This is a genomic window from Streptomyces sp. NPDC058697 (assembly GCF_042715345.1).
Taxonomy (GTDB): Bacteria; Actinomycetota; Actinomycetes; order Streptomycetales; family Streptomycetaceae; genus Streptomyces; species Streptomyces liliifuscus.
Map to the genome: position 1 here is coordinate 226258 of NZ_JBHXSU010000012.1, position 16580 is coordinate 242837.

Annotated in this window: 14 protein-coding genes; 1 reads left to right on the forward strand and 13 read right to left on the reverse strand. The window is 69.5% G+C overall.

Annotated elements, in window-relative coordinates; genetic code table 11:
* Positions 1 to 303: 303 nt before the first annotated feature.
* The 4 genes from ACFWXQ_RS27375 to ACFWXQ_RS27390 form a co-directional block, all read right to left on the reverse strand.
* Positions 304 to 774, reverse strand: coding sequence for a GNAT family N-acetyltransferase (locus tag ACFWXQ_RS27375; RefSeq protein WP_383937095.1), 471 nt, complete (start codon positions 772 to 774; stop codon positions 304 to 306).
* Positions 771 to 1715 (reverse strand): RluA family pseudouridine synthase, encoded by a 945-nt coding sequence (locus tag ACFWXQ_RS27380; RefSeq protein WP_328693617.1) that lies wholly within the window; start codon positions 1713 to 1715, stop codon positions 771 to 773. The genes ACFWXQ_RS27375 and ACFWXQ_RS27380 overlap by 4 nt, the downstream gene beginning before the upstream one ends.
* Positions 1716 to 1819: 104 nt before the next feature.
* Entirely contained in the window at positions 1820 to 2494 is a 675-nt protein-coding gene (gene lspA / locus ACFWXQ_RS27385) for a signal peptidase II (RefSeq protein ID WP_383937093.1), read from the reverse strand.
* A gap of 110 nt (positions 2495 to 2604) precedes the next feature.
* A complete protein-coding gene (locus tag ACFWXQ_RS27390) occupies positions 2605 to 3900 on the reverse strand; it encodes a TraR/DksA C4-type zinc finger protein (RefSeq protein WP_383937091.1) in 1296 nt (431 codons plus the stop codon).
* 623 nt (positions 3901 to 4523) lie between these two features.
* Here ACFWXQ_RS27390 and ileS point away from each other — a divergent pair.
* Positions 4524 to 7682: an isoleucine--tRNA ligase gene (gene ileS, locus ACFWXQ_RS27395; RefSeq protein WP_383937089.1), complete on the forward strand. Its 3159-nt coding sequence runs from the start codon at positions 4524 to 4526 to the stop codon at positions 7680 to 7682.
* Between the two features lie 216 nt (positions 7683 to 7898).
* Here ileS and ACFWXQ_RS27400 read toward each other — a convergent pair whose 3' ends face one another.
* From ACFWXQ_RS27400 to ftsW, 9 genes are all read right to left on the reverse strand, one after another.
* The gene (locus tag ACFWXQ_RS27400; RefSeq protein WP_383937087.1) at positions 7899 to 9083 is read right to left on the reverse strand and encodes a DivIVA domain-containing protein; all 1185 of its coding nucleotides are present in this window, start codon (positions 9081 to 9083) and stop codon (positions 7899 to 7901) included.
* Positions 9084 to 9138: 55 nt separating this feature from the next.
* Positions 9139 to 9423, reverse strand: coding sequence for a YggT family protein (locus tag ACFWXQ_RS27405; RefSeq protein ID WP_055612103.1), 285 nt, complete (start codon positions 9421 to 9423; stop codon positions 9139 to 9141).
* Between the two features lie 50 nt (positions 9424 to 9473).
* Positions 9474 to 10115: a cell division protein SepF gene (locus ACFWXQ_RS27410; protein ID WP_200398834.1), complete on the reverse strand. Its 642-nt coding sequence runs from the start codon at positions 10113 to 10115 to the stop codon at positions 9474 to 9476.
* 128 nt (positions 10116 to 10243) lie between these two features.
* Positions 10244 to 10963 (reverse strand): YggS family pyridoxal phosphate-dependent enzyme, encoded by a 720-nt coding sequence (locus ACFWXQ_RS27415; RefSeq protein WP_383937085.1) that lies wholly within the window; start codon positions 10961 to 10963, stop codon positions 10244 to 10246.
* Between the two features lie 6 nt (positions 10964 to 10969).
* Positions 10970 to 11710 carry a peptidoglycan editing factor PgeF gene (pgeF, locus tag ACFWXQ_RS27420; RefSeq protein WP_383937083.1) on the reverse strand — a complete coding sequence of 247 codons (741 nt, stop codon included), beginning with the start codon at positions 11708 to 11710 and terminating at the stop codon, positions 10970 to 10972.
* A complete protein-coding gene (gene ftsZ, locus ACFWXQ_RS27425) occupies positions 11707 to 12903 on the reverse strand; it encodes a cell division protein FtsZ (protein WP_383937081.1) in 1197 nt (398 codons plus the stop codon). Before ftsZ ends, pgeF begins: the two co-directional genes overlap by 4 nt.
* A gap of 275 nt (positions 12904 to 13178) precedes the next feature.
* On the reverse strand, positions 13179 to 13973 hold the full coding sequence (locus ACFWXQ_RS27430) for a cell division protein FtsQ/DivIB (protein ID WP_383937079.1): 795 nt from the start codon (positions 13971 to 13973) through the stop codon (positions 13179 to 13181).
* 23 nt (positions 13974 to 13996) lie between these two features.
* The gene (murG, locus tag ACFWXQ_RS27435; RefSeq protein ID WP_055612097.1) at positions 13997 to 15085 is read right to left on the reverse strand and encodes an undecaprenyldiphospho-muramoylpentapeptide beta-N-acetylglucosaminyltransferase; all 1089 of its coding nucleotides are present in this window, start codon (positions 15083 to 15085) and stop codon (positions 13997 to 13999) included.
* Positions 15086 to 15091: 6 nt separating this feature from the next.
* Positions 15092 to 16456 (reverse strand): putative lipid II flippase FtsW, encoded by a 1365-nt coding sequence (gene ftsW / locus ACFWXQ_RS27440; protein ID WP_055612096.1) that lies wholly within the window; start codon positions 16454 to 16456, stop codon positions 15092 to 15094.
* Positions 16457 to 16580: the final 124 nt, after the last annotated feature.

Sequence of the window (16580 nt, forward strand, 5' to 3'; positions counted from 1 at the left end):
CACTCCGACAGGGTCTAGACGATCAAGACAGGCCAGACCCCAAGCGTGCCACTGAACAACAGACGCGCCCCACCAAGGGGCGCGGGGAACGGCGCAGCTTGTCAGGGGCGCGGTGAACGGCCCAGTCCTTTAGCTGTGGGGGCGCGGTGAACGGCGCAGTCTTTTAGCTGTGGGGGCGCGGGGAACGGCGCAGTTTTTCAGCTTTTAGGGGCGCGGGGAACTGCGCAATCTTTAGGGGCGCGAGGAACTGCGCGACCAGCCCCCACCACCCCGCAGCCAATCCACAACCGAACCCCAGCCGCCCTAAAGCCCCCGCCGCATCCCCAGGTGCGCGATCCCCGCATCGAGGAACTCCGCCCCGTAAGCCACATACCCCAACCGCTCATAAAACCCGAGCGCATGCGTCTGCGCATGCAGATCCACCGCCGTCAGCCCACGCGCGCGTGCCGCGTCCTCGATGCCCCGCACGAGCGCGACCCCGACACCGAGCCCACGCGCGGACTTGAGGACCGCGAGCCGCCCCAGGGACCCGACACCGGGCTCACCGCCGGTCTTGGCGGCCGCCACCTCGCCGTACAGCAGCCGCCCCGCGCCGAACGGCAGCCCGTCCTCGCGCACCGCGACCACATGCACGGCATCGGCGTCGTACGCGTCGTACTCGAGGTCCTCAGGGACTCCCTGCTCGACGACGAAGACCTCCTTGCGCACCGCGAAGCAGGCCTCACGGTCGGCGGGGTCCTCGGCCACACGCACCACGTAGGACGACGAACTCATGCGTAGCTTTCCTCCCGGACACGGTCCAGCGCCTTCTGCAGATCCTCCGCGTAGCCGCTCTCGAACTCGACCCACTGGCCGTCCCCGGGGTGCTCGAAGCCGAGCTTCACGGCCTGCAGCCACTGCCGGGTGAGCCCGAGCCGCTTGGCGAGCGTCGGGTCAGCGCCGTACGTCAGGTCGCCGACGCAGGGGTGCCGGTGGGCCGACATGTGGACGCGGATCTGGTGCGTGCGCCCGGTCTCCAGCTTGATGTCGAGCAGCGAGGCCGCGCGGAAGGCCTCGATCAGGTCGTAGTGCGTCACGGAGGGCTTGCCCTCGGCCGTGACCGCCCACTTGTAGTCGTGGTTCGGATGCCGGCCGATGGGGGCGTCGATGGTGCCGCTGGTCGGGTCCGGGTGCCCCTGGACGAGCGCGTGGTAGCGCTTGTCGACCGTGCGCTCCTTGAACTGGCGCTTCAGCGACGTGTACGCGTACTCCGACTTGGCGACCACCATCAGACCCGAGGTGCCCACGTCCAGGCGGTGCACGATGCCCTGGCGCTCCGAGGCGCCCGAGGTCGAGATCCGGTACCCGGCGGCGGCGAGCCCGCCGATGACGGTCGGCCCCGACCAGCCGGGGCTGGGATGCGCGGCGACACCGACCGGCTTGACGATCACGACCACGTCGTCGTCGTCGTGCACGATCTCCATGCCCTCGACGGGCTCGGCGACGATCTGCACGGGCGCGGGCGCCTGCGGCATCTCGACCTCCAGCCAGGCGCCGCCGTGCACCCGCTCGGACTTACCGACCACCGAGCCGTCGACCGTGACCTTCCCCGCCGCGGCAAGCTCGGCGGCCTTCGTGCGGGAGAAGCCGAACATGCGGGAGATGGCGGCGTCGACACGCTCGCCCTCCAGGCCGTCGGGCACGGGCAGGGTACGGATCTCGGGACTGGTGCTCACCCGTCGAGTATGCCGGACAGGTCCGACACCCCTGACCAGAGCCCGAACAACCGTGCCCCCCCGACAGCCCCGTGGGCCGGTCCTCGATCCCCGGACCTCGGCCCTCAGTCCTTGTGGACGGTGCCGTCCGGGTCGAGCCCGCGGAAGGACAGCAGCACGATCAGGATGCCGCCGCAGACGATCGCGGAGTCGGCGAGGTTGAAGACCGCGAAGTGCTTGGGCGCGATGAAGTCGACGACCGCGCCCTCGAAGACGCCCGGCGCACGGAAGATCCGGTCGGTGAGGTTGCCGAGCGCACCGCCGAGCAGCAGTCCGAGCGCGATCGCCCAGGGAAGGCTGTAGAGCTTGCGGGCGAGCCGGGCGATCACCACGATCACGGCCGCGGCGATCACCGTGAAGATGACGGTGAAGGCCTCGCCGATGCCGAAGGCCGCGCCCGCGTTGCGGATCGCCTCGAACCTCAGCCAGTCGCCGATGATCTCGATCGGCTCGTGGTGCTCCAGCTTCGCGACCACGATCATCTTGCTGATCAGGTCCAGCGCGTACGCGAGGACGGCCACCGAGAACAGCACGGCGATCCGGCGCTTGCCCCTGGAGTGCCCGGCCGGGGCCGCCGCCTCCTCGGAACCGGAGTCGGAGCCCTCGCTTCCGGCCGGGTCCTGTGCCCCCTGGGCGTCGGACCGCTCGCCCGCCGCCGCGCTCTGGTCGGTCTGCTCCGGCTCGGCGCCAGCCGCCTCCGGGATATCCGGCGTACCGATGATCCGCTCCGCCTCTGCCACGTGAGTCCCTCAACCTAGGTGCCTGACTGAGGACGAGAGTACGGCACGGCCCACCGCGCCCATGTGCTCAGGAGGCGCACCGGGCCGATCAGTACCGGATCATTGGCCGGTCAGTAACGGCGCTCCTGCTTCTGCTTGCACTCGACGCACAGGGTGGCGCGCGGGAAGGCCTGCATCCGGGCCTTCCCGATGGGGTTGCCACAGCTCTCGCAGAGTCCGTAGGTGCCCGCGTCCAGGCGTTCGAGGGCGCGCTCGTCCTGCTCCAGCATCTCCCTGGCGTTGGCCGCGAGCGCCATCTCGCTCTCGCGCGTGATGTTCTTGGTGCCGGTGTCGGCCTGGTCGTCGCCCGCGCCGTCCCCGGAGTCGCGCATCAGGCCCACCAGGGACTCCTCGGAGTGCGTGATCTCGGCACGCAGCCGCAGTGCCTCCGACATCAGCCCCGTGCGTGCCTCCGCGACCTCCTCGGGGGTCCAGGGGTCCTCACCGGGGCGTACCGCGAGTTCACCGGGCTCCGCCGCGGCGAGCCGCGCCTTGGGTACCGCGCCGCCTTTGCCCGCCGCCGTGGCCGTGGCCGTGCCAGGAGTCTTCTTCGCAACCACCGTCGTGGCTCCCGTCGTCTTCGCGGCCTCCGCCGCGCCCTCGGCCGCTGCAGCGACCGCTTTCTTGGCCGTACGTGTGCCCTTCCTGCCCGCCTTCTGCGGGGGCTCCGCGGCGGAGAGGCCCGCCTCACCCGCCCCCTTGCCGGCGGCACTCTTCCTGGCGGCCTTCTTCGCAGGAACCGCCTTGCCGGCCGCCTTCTTGGTGGAGGCCTTCTTGGTGGAGGCCTTCTTGGTACCGGCCCTCTTCGTAGTGGCCGTTTCAGCGATCGCCCCCTCCGTGGAGGCCGCCGCCGCGACTGCCCTCTTCGAGACGGCCGCCCCCGCGCCGACCCTCTTCGGAGCAGCCACTTTCCTGGTGGCCGACTCCTTGGTGGCGACTTTCGTAGTGGCCGACTTCTTGGCGACCGCTTTCTTGGTGACCGCTTTCCTCGTGACCGCTCTCTTGGTGGCCGTTTCCGAAACGGCCTTCTCCGGAGCAGCGGTCCCCACGGCGTCCTTCTTCGCCGCGGCCTTCTTCGCGGCGCCCGCCTTGGTATCGGCTTCCTTCGTAGCGCCCGCTTTCGTAGCGCCTGCCTTCGTAGCGACCGTTTTCCGACCGGCCGTCTTAGTGCCACCGCCCGCCCCAGCGCCACCGGCCACCCCAGTGCCGCCGCCCGTCCCGGTGCCGCCGGCCGCCTTCGTACCGCCGACCGTCTTCTTGGCCTCGCCCTGGGCCTCGCCCTGCTTCGCCGTGCCCTTCGCGGAACGCTCCGCCCCCATGGATCTGCCGGACGCCGACTGCTGTACGGCGGTCTTCTTCGCCACCATGGCCGCGGCCCCTTCACATATTGTGATCTTGCTCGCGAATCGTGCTGGGACGATAAATCGACTTGAGTCCCGCGGCAACGGGGCACGCCGCCCGATTCGCCCGCCCCGCCCGTACCGCGCGGCGAGCCTGCAAGCGTTGTGCCCAGCTCCCCGCCGGGTAATCCGCCGAGTCGGCCGTCCCAGGATGCGAACACGGCCGCCTCGGCATTCGGGTCAGTCCGGGCGCCTCCCCGGCGCGCCGCCACCCCTCGCCCGCGGGCCCGGGAAAAACCGGTCGGCCGCTGTCCGCCCGGCGCCGTACACTGGGCGGAGCGAGAAGCGTGGATGGGGACGAGTAGCGGCGTACGCAGCCAGGAGCGACCCGGGGACGGTGCGAGCCCGGGGGCCGGCACGACGTGAAGATCACCCCGGAGCCGCCGGAAGAAAGCCGCAGCCGAGAGGCACGAAAGGCAGCGGCCGGTAGACCCGGCATCGCGACCCCAATGAGGGGGCTCACCGGCGCGTAGGAAGCGGCGGAGAGCCAAGGAGGGTGGTACCGCGGGAGCGCGCCGCACACGGCGTAGGTGACAACACAGCTCTCGTCCCTCCGGACGGAAGGCAGAAAGTCCGCCGGAGGAAGCTCGTTGAATACGCAGCCGAGTACACAGCCGCAGTACCGCCAGGTGCCCGCCCAGGTCGACCTGTCCGCCCTCGAGCACGCCGTGCTCGACTTCTGGCGCGAGCAGAAGATCTTCGCCAAGACCCTGGAGCAGTCCGAGGGCCGCCCGGAGTGGGTGTTCTACGAGGGCCCGCCCACGGCCAACGGCATGCCCGGTGCCCATCACATCGAGGCGCGCGTCTTCAAGGACGTCTTCCCGCGCTTCCGCACCATGCGCGGCTACCACGTGGCCCGCAAGGCCGGCTGGGACTGCCACGGCCTCCCCGTGGAGCTGGCGGTCGAGAAGGAGCTCGGCTTCAACGGCAAGAAGGACATCGAGGCGTACGGCATCGCCGAGTTCAACGCCAAGTGCCGCGAGTCCGTGACCCGCCACACCGACGCCTTCGAAGAGCTCACGACCCGCATGGGTTACTGGACCGACCTGAACGACCCGTACCGCACGATGGACCCCGAGTACATCGAGTCCGTGTGGTGGTCGCTCAAGGAGATCTTCAACAAGGGCCTGCTGGTCCAGGACCACCGCGTCGCCCCCTGGTGCCCGCGCTGCGGCACGGGCCTCTCCGACCACGAGCTGGCGCAGGGCTACGAGACGGTCGTCGACCCCTCGGTGTTCGTCCGTTTCCCGCTCACCTCCGGTCCGCTCGCGGGCGAGGCCGCCCTCCTGGTGTGGACGACGACCCCGTGGACCCTGGTGTCCAACACCGCGGTCGCCGCCCACCCCGACGTCACCTACGTGGTCGCGACGAACGGTGACGAGAAGCTCGTCGTCGCCGCGCCGCTCGTCGAGAAGGCACTCGGCGAGGGCTGGGAGACCACCGGCCAGTCCTTCACCGGCGCCGAGATGGAGCGCTGGACCTATCAACGTCCGTTCGAGCTCGTCGAGTTCCCGAAGGACGAGCCCGCCCACTACGTGGTGAACGCGGAGTACGTCACGACCGAGGACGGCACGGGCCTGGTCCACCAGTCCCCCGCCTTCGGTGAGGACGACCTCAAGGTCTGCCGTGAGTACGGCCTGCCCGTGGTGAACCCGGTGCTGCCCGACGGCACCTTCTCCCCGGAAGTCCCCCTGGTCGGCGGCGTCTTCTTCAAGAAAGCCGACGAGAAGCTCACCGAGGACCTCCAGCAGCGCGGCCTCCTCTTCAGGCACATCCCGTACGAGCACAGCTACCCGCACTGCTGGCGCTGCCACACCGCGCTCCTCTACTACGCGCAGCCGTCCTGGTACATCCGCACCACGGCCATCAAGGACCGCCTCCTCCAGGAGAACGAGAAGACCAACTGGTACCCGGACTCGGTCAAGACCGGCCGGTACGGCGACTGGCTGAACAACAACATCGACTGGGCGCTGTCCCGCAACCGCTACTGGGGCACCCCGCTGCCGATCTGGCGCTGCGAGGACGACCACCTCACGGTCGTCGGCTCCCGCACCGAGCTCACGGAGCTGACGGGCACGGACCAGTCGGACCTCGACCCGCACCGCCCCTTCATCGACGAGGTCACCTTCGCGTGCCCCCAGTGCGAGAAGACGGCCACGCGCGTGCCGGAGGTCATCGACGCCTGGTACGACTCGGGTTCGATGCCGTTCGCGCAGTGGGGCTACCCGTACAAGAACAAGGAACTCTTCGAGTCCCGCTACCCGGCGCAGTTCATCAGCGAGGCCATCGACCAGACCCGCGGCTGGTTCTACACGCTGATGGCGGTCGGCACGCTCGTCTTCGACAAGTCGTCGTACGAGAACGTGGTGTGCCTCGGCCACATCCTCGCCGAGGACGGCCGCAAGATGTCCAAGCACCTGGGCAACATCCTGCAGCCGATCCCGCTGATGGACCAGCACGGCGCGGACGCGGTCCGCTGGTTCATGGCCGCCGGCGGCTCCCCCTGGGCGGCCCGCCGCGTCGGCCACGGCACCATCCAGGAGGTCGTCCGCAAGACGCTCCTCACGTACTGGAACACGGTCGCCTTCCAGGCCCTGTACGCCCGCACGTCCAACTGGGCGCCCAGCGAGGCCGATCCGGCGCCCGCGGAGAGGCCCGTTCTCGACCGCTGGCTCCTGTCCGAACTCCACGCGCTCACCGACCAGGTGACACAGGCTCTGGAGGCGTACGACACCCAGCGCGCAGGCAAGCTCCTCTCGGCGTTCGTCGACGACCTGTCCAATTGGTACGTACGCCGCTCGCGTCGCCGCTTCTGGCAGGGCGACAAGGCGGCGCTGCGCACCCTGCACGAGGTCGTCGAGACGGTGACGCGCCTGATGGCCCCGCTGACCCCGTTCATCACCGAGCGGGTCTGGCAGGACCTGGTGGTGCCCGTGACCCCGGGCGCCCCCGAGTCCGTACACCTGACGTCCTGGCCGGAGGCGGACCTGTCCGTCATCGACCCGGAGCTGTCCAGGCAGATGGTGCTCGTACGCCGTCTTGTGGAGCTGGGCCGTGCCACGCGCGCGGAGTCGGGTGTGAAGACGCGCCAGCCGCTGTCCCGCGCGCTGGTGGCCGCCACCGGGTTCGCGGCCCTCGACCGCGAGCTGCACGCGCAGATCACGGAGGAGCTGAACGTGAGCGCGCTGGCCTCCCTCTCGGAGGTGGGCGGCTCGCTGGTCGACACGACGGCCAAGGCGAACTTCCGTGCGCTGGGCAAGCGGTTCGGCAAGGGCGTACAGGCGGTGGCCAAGGCCGTCGCCGAGGCCGACGCGGCCGCGCTGGCCCTGGCCCTGCGCGAGGGCACGGCGTCGGTGGAGGTCGACGGCGAGACCATCACGCTCGCCCCGGACGAGGTGATCATCACGGAGACCCCGCGCGAGGGCTGGTCCGTCGCCTCGGACTCCGGCGCGACGGTCGCCCTGGACCTGGAGATCACCGAGGAACTGCGTCAGGCCGGCCTGGCCCGTGACGCGATCCGCCTGATCCAGGAGGCCCGCAAGAACAGCGGCCTCGACGTGGCCGACCGGATCGCCCTGCGCTGGACGTCCACGGACCCGAAGGTGATCGCGGCGCTCACCGAGCACTCCGCGCTGATCGCCGACGAGGTCCTCGCCACGGACTTCGGCCAGGGTGAGACGGACGACACGTACGGCGCCCCGTTCACGGACGAGTCCCTGTCGCTGACGTTCCGCCTCCGCAAGGCGTAGCAACAGCCCCGAAGGCCCGGTCCCGCCAAAGATCTTGGCGGGACCGGGCCTTCGGCGTTGCGTGCCCGCGTACAGCTGCCCGCGTCGTCCGAACGCGCACACGCCTACGCACGATACGAAGGGGCCGCACACGCCCACGCAAAAGGGCGGAGCCCCGGATAGTTATCCGGGGCTCCGCCCTGAACGCTGCCGACGCCTAAGGCGTACGGGAGGCCGTCAGTTGTCGTCCTCGTCGATCAGGAAGCCACGCATCGGCGAGGGCGCCTGCTGCATGGGCGAGGGGCCCTGCGGCCGGACCGGCGCCATCGGCTGGGTCATGGCCGGCGACATCTGCTGCTGACCGCCGTAGGACGGCGGGACCGGAGCCGGGCCACCCATCTGCTGGCCGCCGTAGGACGGCGCGCTCGCCCCGGCCGGAGCCATGGACGGGCTCGGCGACGACGGAAGCGACGCGGCAGCCGGCGCACGCGGCGGGGCCAGCGAGTCGTCGGCCTGGGTCTCCAACTGGCGCAGCTGCGACTCCAGGTAGGACTTCAGACGCGTGCGGTACTCGCGCTCGAAGCCGCGCAGGTCCTCGACCTTGCGCTCCAGCGTGGCGCGGGCGGACTCCAGGGAGCCCATCGCCACGCGGTGCTTCTCCTGCGCGTCCCGCTCAAGAGCGTCGGCCTTGGCACGGGCGTCGCGCTCCAGACCCTCGGCGCGGCTGCGGGCCTCGCCGACGATCTTGTTGGCCTCGGAACGGGCCTCGGCGATCGCCTGGTCGGCGGTCTGCTGCGCGAGCGAGAGCACACGGGCGGCACTGTCGCCACCGGGGCCCTGACCGGGCTGACCCATCTGCGGGCCGCCGTGGCCGCCCATCGGTCCACCCATGGGACCGCCCATCGGGCCGCCCATCTGCTGGGGCATCTGCTGCTGCATCTGACCCTGCATCTGCTGCATCTGACCGGGACCCTGACCCATGGGGCCCTGGCCCATCGGACCCTGACCCATCGGGCCGGGACCCTGCTGGCCACCCTGGGCACTGGGGCCCGCGGGAAGCTGCGGCGCACCGCTCGGCAGCTGGGGCGGGCCACCCATGGGGCCGCCCATCTGCTGCTGCGGCGGACCCGATATGCCGGCGGGCACGGGAGCGCCGGGACCTCGCATGCCCTGCGGGGGCCCTTGCTGTTGCTGCGGATCCTGCTGTTCGGGCGGCTTGCGCATGCCCTGCTGCTGGTTCTGCGCGGCGGCGCGTGTGGCGGCGGCCAGCTTGGCGCGCAGGTCCTCGTTCTCGCGGAGCAGGCGGGTCAGTTCGGCTTCGACCTCATCGAGGAAGGCATCGACCTCGTCCTCGTCATAGCCTTCTCGGAGGCGGACGGTCGTGAACTGCTTGTTCCGCACGTCCTCGGGGGTCAACGGCATCTCTTCACCTCAACGTAGTCGTCGGCATCGTCGGCGTTCGGCAAGACCGTATCGTTCACAGCCGGCTCACAACGGAGATCAGGATGTAGACGATGATCATCAGTACGAAGAAGGACAGGTCGAGCGCCACGCCCCCGAGACGCAGCGGCGGGATGAACCGCCGCAGAAGCTTGAGCGGTGGATCAGTGACAGTGTAGGTGGCCTCCAGAACGACCACCATCGCCTTGCCGGGTTGCCATGAGCGGGCGAACTGGAAGACGTAGTCCATGACCAGCCGGAAGATCAGCACGATGAGGAAACACATCAGCGCGACGTACAGAACCTGCGCAACCACGCTCATGATCCGTGCTTCCCTCTCCCCTGTTTCCGTGCCTTGTCCGGTCCTGCGTCTCAGCTCTGGTTGAAGAACCCGCCCTCTGCGATGCGAGCCTTGTCCTCCGCCGTGACATCGACGTTAGCAGGCGACAACAGGAACACCTTCTGCGTCACCCGCTCGATGCTCCCGTGAAGACCAAACACCAAACCGGCCGCAAAGTCGACAAGTCGCTTCGCGTCTGTGTCATCCATCTCAGTCAGATTCATGATCACCGGAGTGCCCTCACGGAAGTGTTCCCCGATGGTACGGGCCTCGTTGTAGGTCCGGGGGTGCAGTGTGGTGATCCTGTACGGCTCTCGTTCCGACACGACCTTGGGCATGATCACCGGTGCGTTCTTCTCCATGCTTTGACGTTCTTGTGTGATGGACGCCACGGGGGCGATTCGCGCGGGACGCCCGGATTCCGCGGTGAGCGAAGCGGAATGTGACACGGGATCCCGCTGCACGGGCGGCTGTACCACTCGTACCGATTCGTCCCGTTGGGACTGATGCGGCTGGTGTGATTGATGCGACGGCTCATGCCGTCGGCGGTCCCGCTCGGGCTCCGGATCAAGCTCGGGCTCGAAGTCGTCGTCGGGGTCGAAGCCCCTGCCGTCGTACCCATCGTCCTCCACGAGGCCGAGGTAGACCGCCATCTTGCGCATCGCGCCGGCCATGCTCTGAGTCCTCCGCTCTGTGGTGGATCGGCTGACTGTTGCCAAGTGCCCGCGATCCACGAGGTCGTTATGCCCACCTATGGTGGTAATGACCATATTTTCTGCTGTGGTCCGACTTCTTGGCGACGTTACCCGAGCCTGGGGCGGACTCCGAGTACCGCAGTACCGACGCGCACATGTGTCGCTCCGGCTGCCACGGCCTGTTCGAGGTCCGCACTCATCCCTGCCGAGACCATGTTCGCAGCCGGATGGGCGCTGCGCAGGTCAGTCGACAAATCCATCAGCCGCCCGAACGCCGCCAGTTCACGCCCCGCGTACGGTCCCGTGAGCGGGGCGACGGTCATCAGTCCGTCGAGCCTCAGTCCCGGAGCCTCGGCCACGAGGCCGGCCAACTCCTCGATACCACCGGTCCCTACACCACCGCGCTCCCCCCGTCCAGTCTCTTCGGCATCGAGCGCGACCTGGATGAGGCACCCCAGTTCGCGCTCCCGCCGCACCGCCTCCTTCGACAGGGCGGTGACCAGCCGGGCCCGGTCGACGGACTGCACGACATCCGCGTAACCGGCCACGGAACGCACCTTGTTGGTCTGCAACTGGCCGACAAAGTGCCAGGAGAGGGGCAGATCGGAGCAGGCCGCGGCCTTGGGTGCCGCGTCCTGGTCGCGGTTCTCGGCGACGTGGCGCACACCGAGTTCCGACAGGATCCGCACATCGTCGGCCGGGTAGGTCTTGGTGACCACGATCAGGGTCACTTCTTCGCGCTTGCGCCCGGCGGCCACACACGCCGCCACGATACGCTCTTCCACTTTCGCCAGGTTTACGGCGAGTTGAGCCTTACGGTCCGTCATGCCCCATCAGTCCAGCCACACATAGCCCGCGAGCCGACCCGTGGTGCGGTCCCGGCGGTACGAGAAGTGATCATCGGACTCCAGCGTGCACACCGGTGACTGCTCCCGGTCGCGCACCCCGAGCCGCTCCAGTTGCGCGTGCACCCCCGCGGCCACGTCGACCGCCGGCGTGCCCCAACTCGTCTCGGCGTACGCCGCGGGCTCGACGGCGGCCACTTCGGCGCGCATCGCTTCCGGCACTTCGTAGCAGCGGCCGCAGACGGCGGGGCCTGTGCGGGCGACGATGCGCGCGGGGTCCGCGCCCAGCGACTCCATCGCGTCGATCGTCTCGGGCACGATCCCGGCGACCATGCCGGGCCGCCCCGCGTGTGCGGCGGCGACCACTCCGGCGACGGGGTCGGCCAGCAGGACCGGGACACAGTCGGCGGTGAGTACGGCGAGGGCCAGACCCCGGGTCGCGGTCACCAGACCGTCGACCGGCGGGGTGACCCGGGGGTCGGTCCACGGCCCGTCGACCTCGGCGACATCGCTGCCGTGCACCTGGTTCATCCAGACCACGCGACTCGCGTCGAGCCCCAGGGACTTGGCGGCCCACAGCCGATTGGTCTGTACGGCGGCGGGCTCGTCGCCGACCGCTCCGCCGAGATTGAGCTCCTCGTACGGAACGGCGCTCACCCCGCCCCACCGGTCGGTGAAGGCGAAGTGCGCGCCGCTCTCAGTGCCCACTACGGAGCGCTGTCCTATCACTTGAGGAAGTCCGGCACGTCCAGCTCTTCGGCCGCGCTGTCGGAGTACGTCCGCGACGGCGGAACCGGCGGGGAGACCGACGGCAGTTCGTTGCTCACCGGCTCCGGAGCGGGCTCCGGGGCCTCCTTCGGGGTGACGCTGCCCAGCGAGCCGAAGGACGGGCGGCTGTCGCCCGACCGGGCCGGTGTGGGCTCGTCGCGCTTGGCGGAGGAGGAGCCGAGGACGGTGTCCCGCTTGGACGGGGGCTGTCCGCCGTCGAAGCCGGCCGCGATGACGGTGACCCGGACCTCGTCGCCGAGCGCGTCGTCGATGACCGCGCCGAAGATGATGTTGGCCTCGGGGTGCGCCGCCTCACTCACCAGCTGGGCGGCCTCGTTGATCTCGAACAGGCCGAGGTCGGAGCCGCCGGAGATGGAGAGCAGCACGCCTCGGGCGCCGTCGATGGACGCCTCCAGGAGCGGCGAGGAGATCGCCATCTCGGCCGCGGCCACCGCGCGGTCGTCGCCGCGGGCCGAGCCGATGCCCATGAGAGCCGAACCCGCCTCGGACATCACGGACTTGACGTCGGCGAAGTCGAGGTTGATCAGACCGGGCGTGGTGATGAGGTCGGTGATGCCCTGAACACCGGAGAGCAGGACCTGGTCCGCCGACTTGAAGGCGTCGAGGACCGAGACCTGGCGGTCCGAGATGGACAGCAGCCGGTCGTTGGGGATGACGATGAGGGTGTCGACCTCTTCGCGGAGTTCCGCGATGCCGTCCTCGGCCTGGTTGGCGCGGCGCCGTCCCTCGAAGGTGAACGGACGCGTGACCACGCCGATGGTGAGCGCGCCGAGCGAGCGGGCGATGTTGGCCACGACGGGTGCGCCGCCGGTGCCGGTGCCGCCGCCTTCGCCGGCTGTCACGAAGACCATGTCGGCCCCCTTGAGGACCTCCTCGATCTCCTCGCGGTGGTCCTCCGCCGCCTTGCGGCCGACGGCCGGGTTGGCTCCGGCGCCGAGTCCGCGGGTGAGTTCGCGGCCGACGTCGAGCTTGACGTCGGCGTCGCTCATCAACAGCGCCTGGGCGTCGGTGTTGATGGCGATGAACTCGACACCCTTGAGACCGACCTCGATCATCCGGTTGATGGCATTGACACCACCGCCGCCGACACCGATGACTTTGATGACTGCGAGGTAGTTCTGCGGTGCTGCCACGTCGAAGGCCTCTCGCCTCGAGTTACGTGTCGCCGCCTCGCACGTTCGCGATCCGACGACTGATGCCGAATGGGACGGTCCGAACGCCGACCCGAACCCTAACGCTGAAGTTTAGGGTTACCAGTGTGTCTGTTCCTTGGACTCTTCCGAACAGGACACTAAGTCGACAAGTGGCGCACGTTCAACGAACACGCCGAACCTCCCGTTTTTCTTTTCACCCTATGTGATCAGCCGTAGCGCTGCCCAACCAGGGTGCTGGCCTGCGCGGATGCGCGTCAACTCCCCGATGACGCAGGGGCGGTGGGAACGCTGACATCGAAGTGCCGCGCCTCTGGAGCGGCTTTCATGAGAGCGCTGAGCGTACGGGCCTTGACGCCGCTCTTCTCGCCACTTCCCCACAACACGGTGCGGTTGCCGCTCAACTCCAGCGAGATGGAGTCGTACGAACGGACCTTGACGACCTGGGTGTCACGCGCGACCGCGGCCGGAAGGGAACCCGCGACGCGCACCGCCTCGCGCATCAGCCGGTCGGTCCCGAAGCGGCGCAGACCCGCGGACCGGGACACCGTCAATTCCAGCGCGGGAACGCCCTTCGGGGCGCGCGAAACCGTGGCATAACGCACGCCCTTGGCGTCCACTTCGACGAACTTTCCGCCCTTTTCGGCAATGAGAACCGGAGTGCGTTCGATCACTTTCAGCCCGATTCCATGGGGCCAGGAACGCACGACGTCAACCGAGTCAATTCGGGGCAATTTCTGGCGGAGTCTTGCCTCAATGACATCGGTGTCGACTGAAATCAACGGCGATCCGACCTGAACGTCGGCCGCCTCGACGACCTGATCGGACGTCAGGACCCGTGTCCCCGAAGCCGATACGCGCTCCACGCGCAGCCACTGCGAGCCGTAGAGCACCCAGAGACCGCCCGCGGCGAGCAGGGCGAGGCAGACGACCGGAATGATGAGCCTACGAGGCTTCGGGAGCCTTTTGAGAAGAGGTGGCCGGGGCGGGCCGGAGGCCGGATCCTGTCGGTCTTGCCGTTCGCCGCGTTCGGCGGTGGTCGGTCCGGCCACGCTCCCCTGCCTTCTGCCACGCGCTAACGGCGTGACGCGATCGCCTCGTACACCATCCCGACGAGCAGGTCGTCGGCGTCCCGGCGGCCGAACTCGGAGGCGGCGCGGGACATCTCGAACAGCCGGTGCGGATCGGCGAGCACGGGCAGGACGTTGCTCTGCACCCACTGCGGTGTCAGTTCCGCGTCGTCGATCAGCAGTCCGCCGCCGGCCTTGACCACCGGCTGGGCGTTGAGCCGCTGTTCGCCGTTGCCGATGGGCAGCGGGACGTAGACGGCGGGGAGCCCGACGGCGGAGAGTTCGGCGACGGTCATCGCGCCCGCGCGGCAGAGCATCATGTCGGCCGCGGCGTACGCGAGGTCCATCCGGTCCACGTACGGTACCGGGATGTACGGGGGCATCCCCGGCATCTGGTGGACCTGCGGCAGTTCGTTCTTCGGGCCGACCGCGTGCAGGATCTGGATACCGGCCTGCTGGAGGTACGGAGCTGCCTGCTGGACCACCTCGTTGAGGCGGCGGGCGCCCTGCGAGCCGCCGGAGACCAGCAGGGTCGGCAAGGAGGGGTCGAGCCCGAACGCGGCGCGCGCCTGCGGGCGTACGGCGGCCCGGTCGAGCGTGGCGATCGAGCGGCGCAGCGGGATGCCGATGTAGCGGGCGTCGCGCAGCTTGCTGTCCGGTGTGGAGACGGCGACCCTGGCGGCGTACCGCGAACCGATCTTGTTGGCGAGGCCGGGGCGGGCGTTGGCCTCGTGGATCACGATCGGCACACCGAGGCGCTTGGCCGCGAGGTAGGCGGGCAGGGCGACATAGCCGCCGAAGCCGACGACCGCGTCGGCCTTGGTGCGCTCAAGGATCTGCTCGGCCGCCTTGATCGTGCCGCGCAGCCGTCCGGGGACGGTGATCAGCTCGGGGGTGGGCTTGCGCGGCAGCGGTACCGCGGGGATCAACGCGAGTTCGTAGCCTCGCTCTGGTACGAGTCGGGTCTCGAGTCCGCGCTCCGTGCCCAGGGCCGTGATACCCACGGTCGGGTCCTGCCTGCGCAGGGCGTCCGCGAGGGCGAGCGCGGGCTCGATGTGGCCGGCGGTCCCCCCACCGGCGAGTACGACATGCACCGAAATTCACCGCTCTCCGGACGAACGCGCCGCGGCGCGCCGTCGCATCGTGTTCCATCTCCGAGGCCCCGCGGCCCCTGCGGAGCCTCTCACCGCAGCCCGCTTTCTGCCAAAGCGGGGTTGCCGCATCGCAAGCGCCGCCCGCGCAGCGGGATCCTCACGCGCGAAGGCGATGAGGAGACCGATGGCGAACATGGTCGGAAGCAGGGCGGATCCCCCGTAGGAGAACAGCGGGAGAGGGACGCCGGCGATCGGCAGCAGGCCGAGCACCGCACCGATGTTGATCACGGCCTGGGCCGTGATCCAGGTGGTCACGCCTCCCGCGGCATACCTCACGAAGGGGTCCTCCGTGCGTCCGGCCACGCGGATACCCGCATAGCCTAGAGCCGCGAAGAGGGCGAGCACCGACAGCGTCCCCGCCAGGCCCAGTTCCTCACCGGTGATGGCGAAGATGAAGTCGGTGTGGGCTTCGGGCAGTTGCCCCCATTTCTCCACACTGGCGCCGAGGCCGGAGCCGAAGAGCCCGCCGGAGGCGAGGGCGTAGATGCCGTGCACGGCCTGCCAGCAGTCCACGGGGCCCGACTGGGGTTCGGTGGCCCCCAGGCAGGAGAGGCGGGCCATGCGGTTCGGGCTGGTCTTGATGAGGATGAAGCCGATGGTCAGGGCGACGGCGAGCACGCCCCCGAAGAGCCGTGTGGGCGCCCCCGCGAGCCACAGCAGCCCGAACAGGATCGCGGTGAGGATGATCGCCGTGCCCATGTCGCCGCCGAGCATGATCAGCCCGAGCAGCATGAAGGCCACCGGAACGAGCGGCACCAGCATGTGCTTCCACTGCGCCAGCAGCCGCTTGTCCTGTTTGCGGGCGAGCAGGTCGGCGCCCCACAGGACGAGGGCGAGCTTGCCGAACTCACTGGGCTGGAGCTGGAAGGGGCCGCCGACCGAGATCCAGTTCTGGTTGCCGTTGACCGCGACTCCTATCCCCGGCACCTGGACGAGGATCATCAGGAAGACCGAGCCGAGCAGCATCGGATAGGCCAGCGCCCGGTGCAGTTTGGACGGCATCCGTGAGGCGGCGAGCAGCAGCAGACCCCCGAGCACGGCGGCGAGGAACTGCTTGCGGAAGAAGTACGACCCGGGCAGCGACAGCTGGAGCGCGGTGATCTGCGAGGCGGAGTACACCATCACCAGACCGAGGACGGTGATCAGAAGGCTGCCGCCGAGGATCAGGTAGTAGGCGGTCAGCGGCCGGTCCCAGGCCCGCCGTACGCGCGTGTAGAGGCGTCCTACGGGGTTGTCACGAGGGGGGCGGGGGCCGGCGGGCCGGCGGGGCGCCCGCTGGACGGGAGGACGCCCGGTACGGCTACTGGACATCGGCGGCACCTGCCATGCCGTGGAAGGGCGTCCCGCCGGGAATCTCCCCGGACCGTTCGCCCGGGATTCCCCCGGACCGTTCGGGCCCCGCGGGCGGGACGGGCCGGCGCAGTGCCGTGCCATC

Coding starts and splice junctions, on each gene's coding strand:
- ACFWXQ_RS27375 (WP_383937095.1), bottom strand. CDS start 774: ATGAGTTCGTCGTCCTACGTGGTGCGTGTGGCCGAGGACCCCGCCGAC.
- ACFWXQ_RS27390 (WP_383937091.1), bottom strand. CDS start 3,900: ATGGTGGCGAAGAAGACCGCCGTACAGCAGTCGGCGTCCGGCAGATCC.
- ACFWXQ_RS27400 (WP_383937087.1), bottom strand. CDS start 9,083: ATGCCGTTGACCCCCGAGGACGTGCGGAACAAGCAGTTCACGACCGTC.
- ACFWXQ_RS27405 (WP_055612103.1), bottom strand. CDS start 9,423: ATGAGCGTGGTTGCGCAGGTTCTGTACGTCGCGCTGATGTGTTTCCTC.
- ACFWXQ_RS27410 (WP_200398834.1), bottom strand. CDS start 10,115: ATGGCCGGCGCGATGCGCAAGATGGCGGTCTACCTCGGCCTCGTGGAG.
- ACFWXQ_RS27415 (WP_383937085.1), bottom strand. CDS start 10,963: ATGACGGACCGTAAGGCTCAACTCGCCGTAAACCTGGCGAAAGTGGAA.
- ftsW (WP_055612096.1), bottom strand. CDS start 16,456: ATGTCCAGTAGCCGTACCGGGCGTCCTCCCGTCCAGCGGGCGCCCCGC.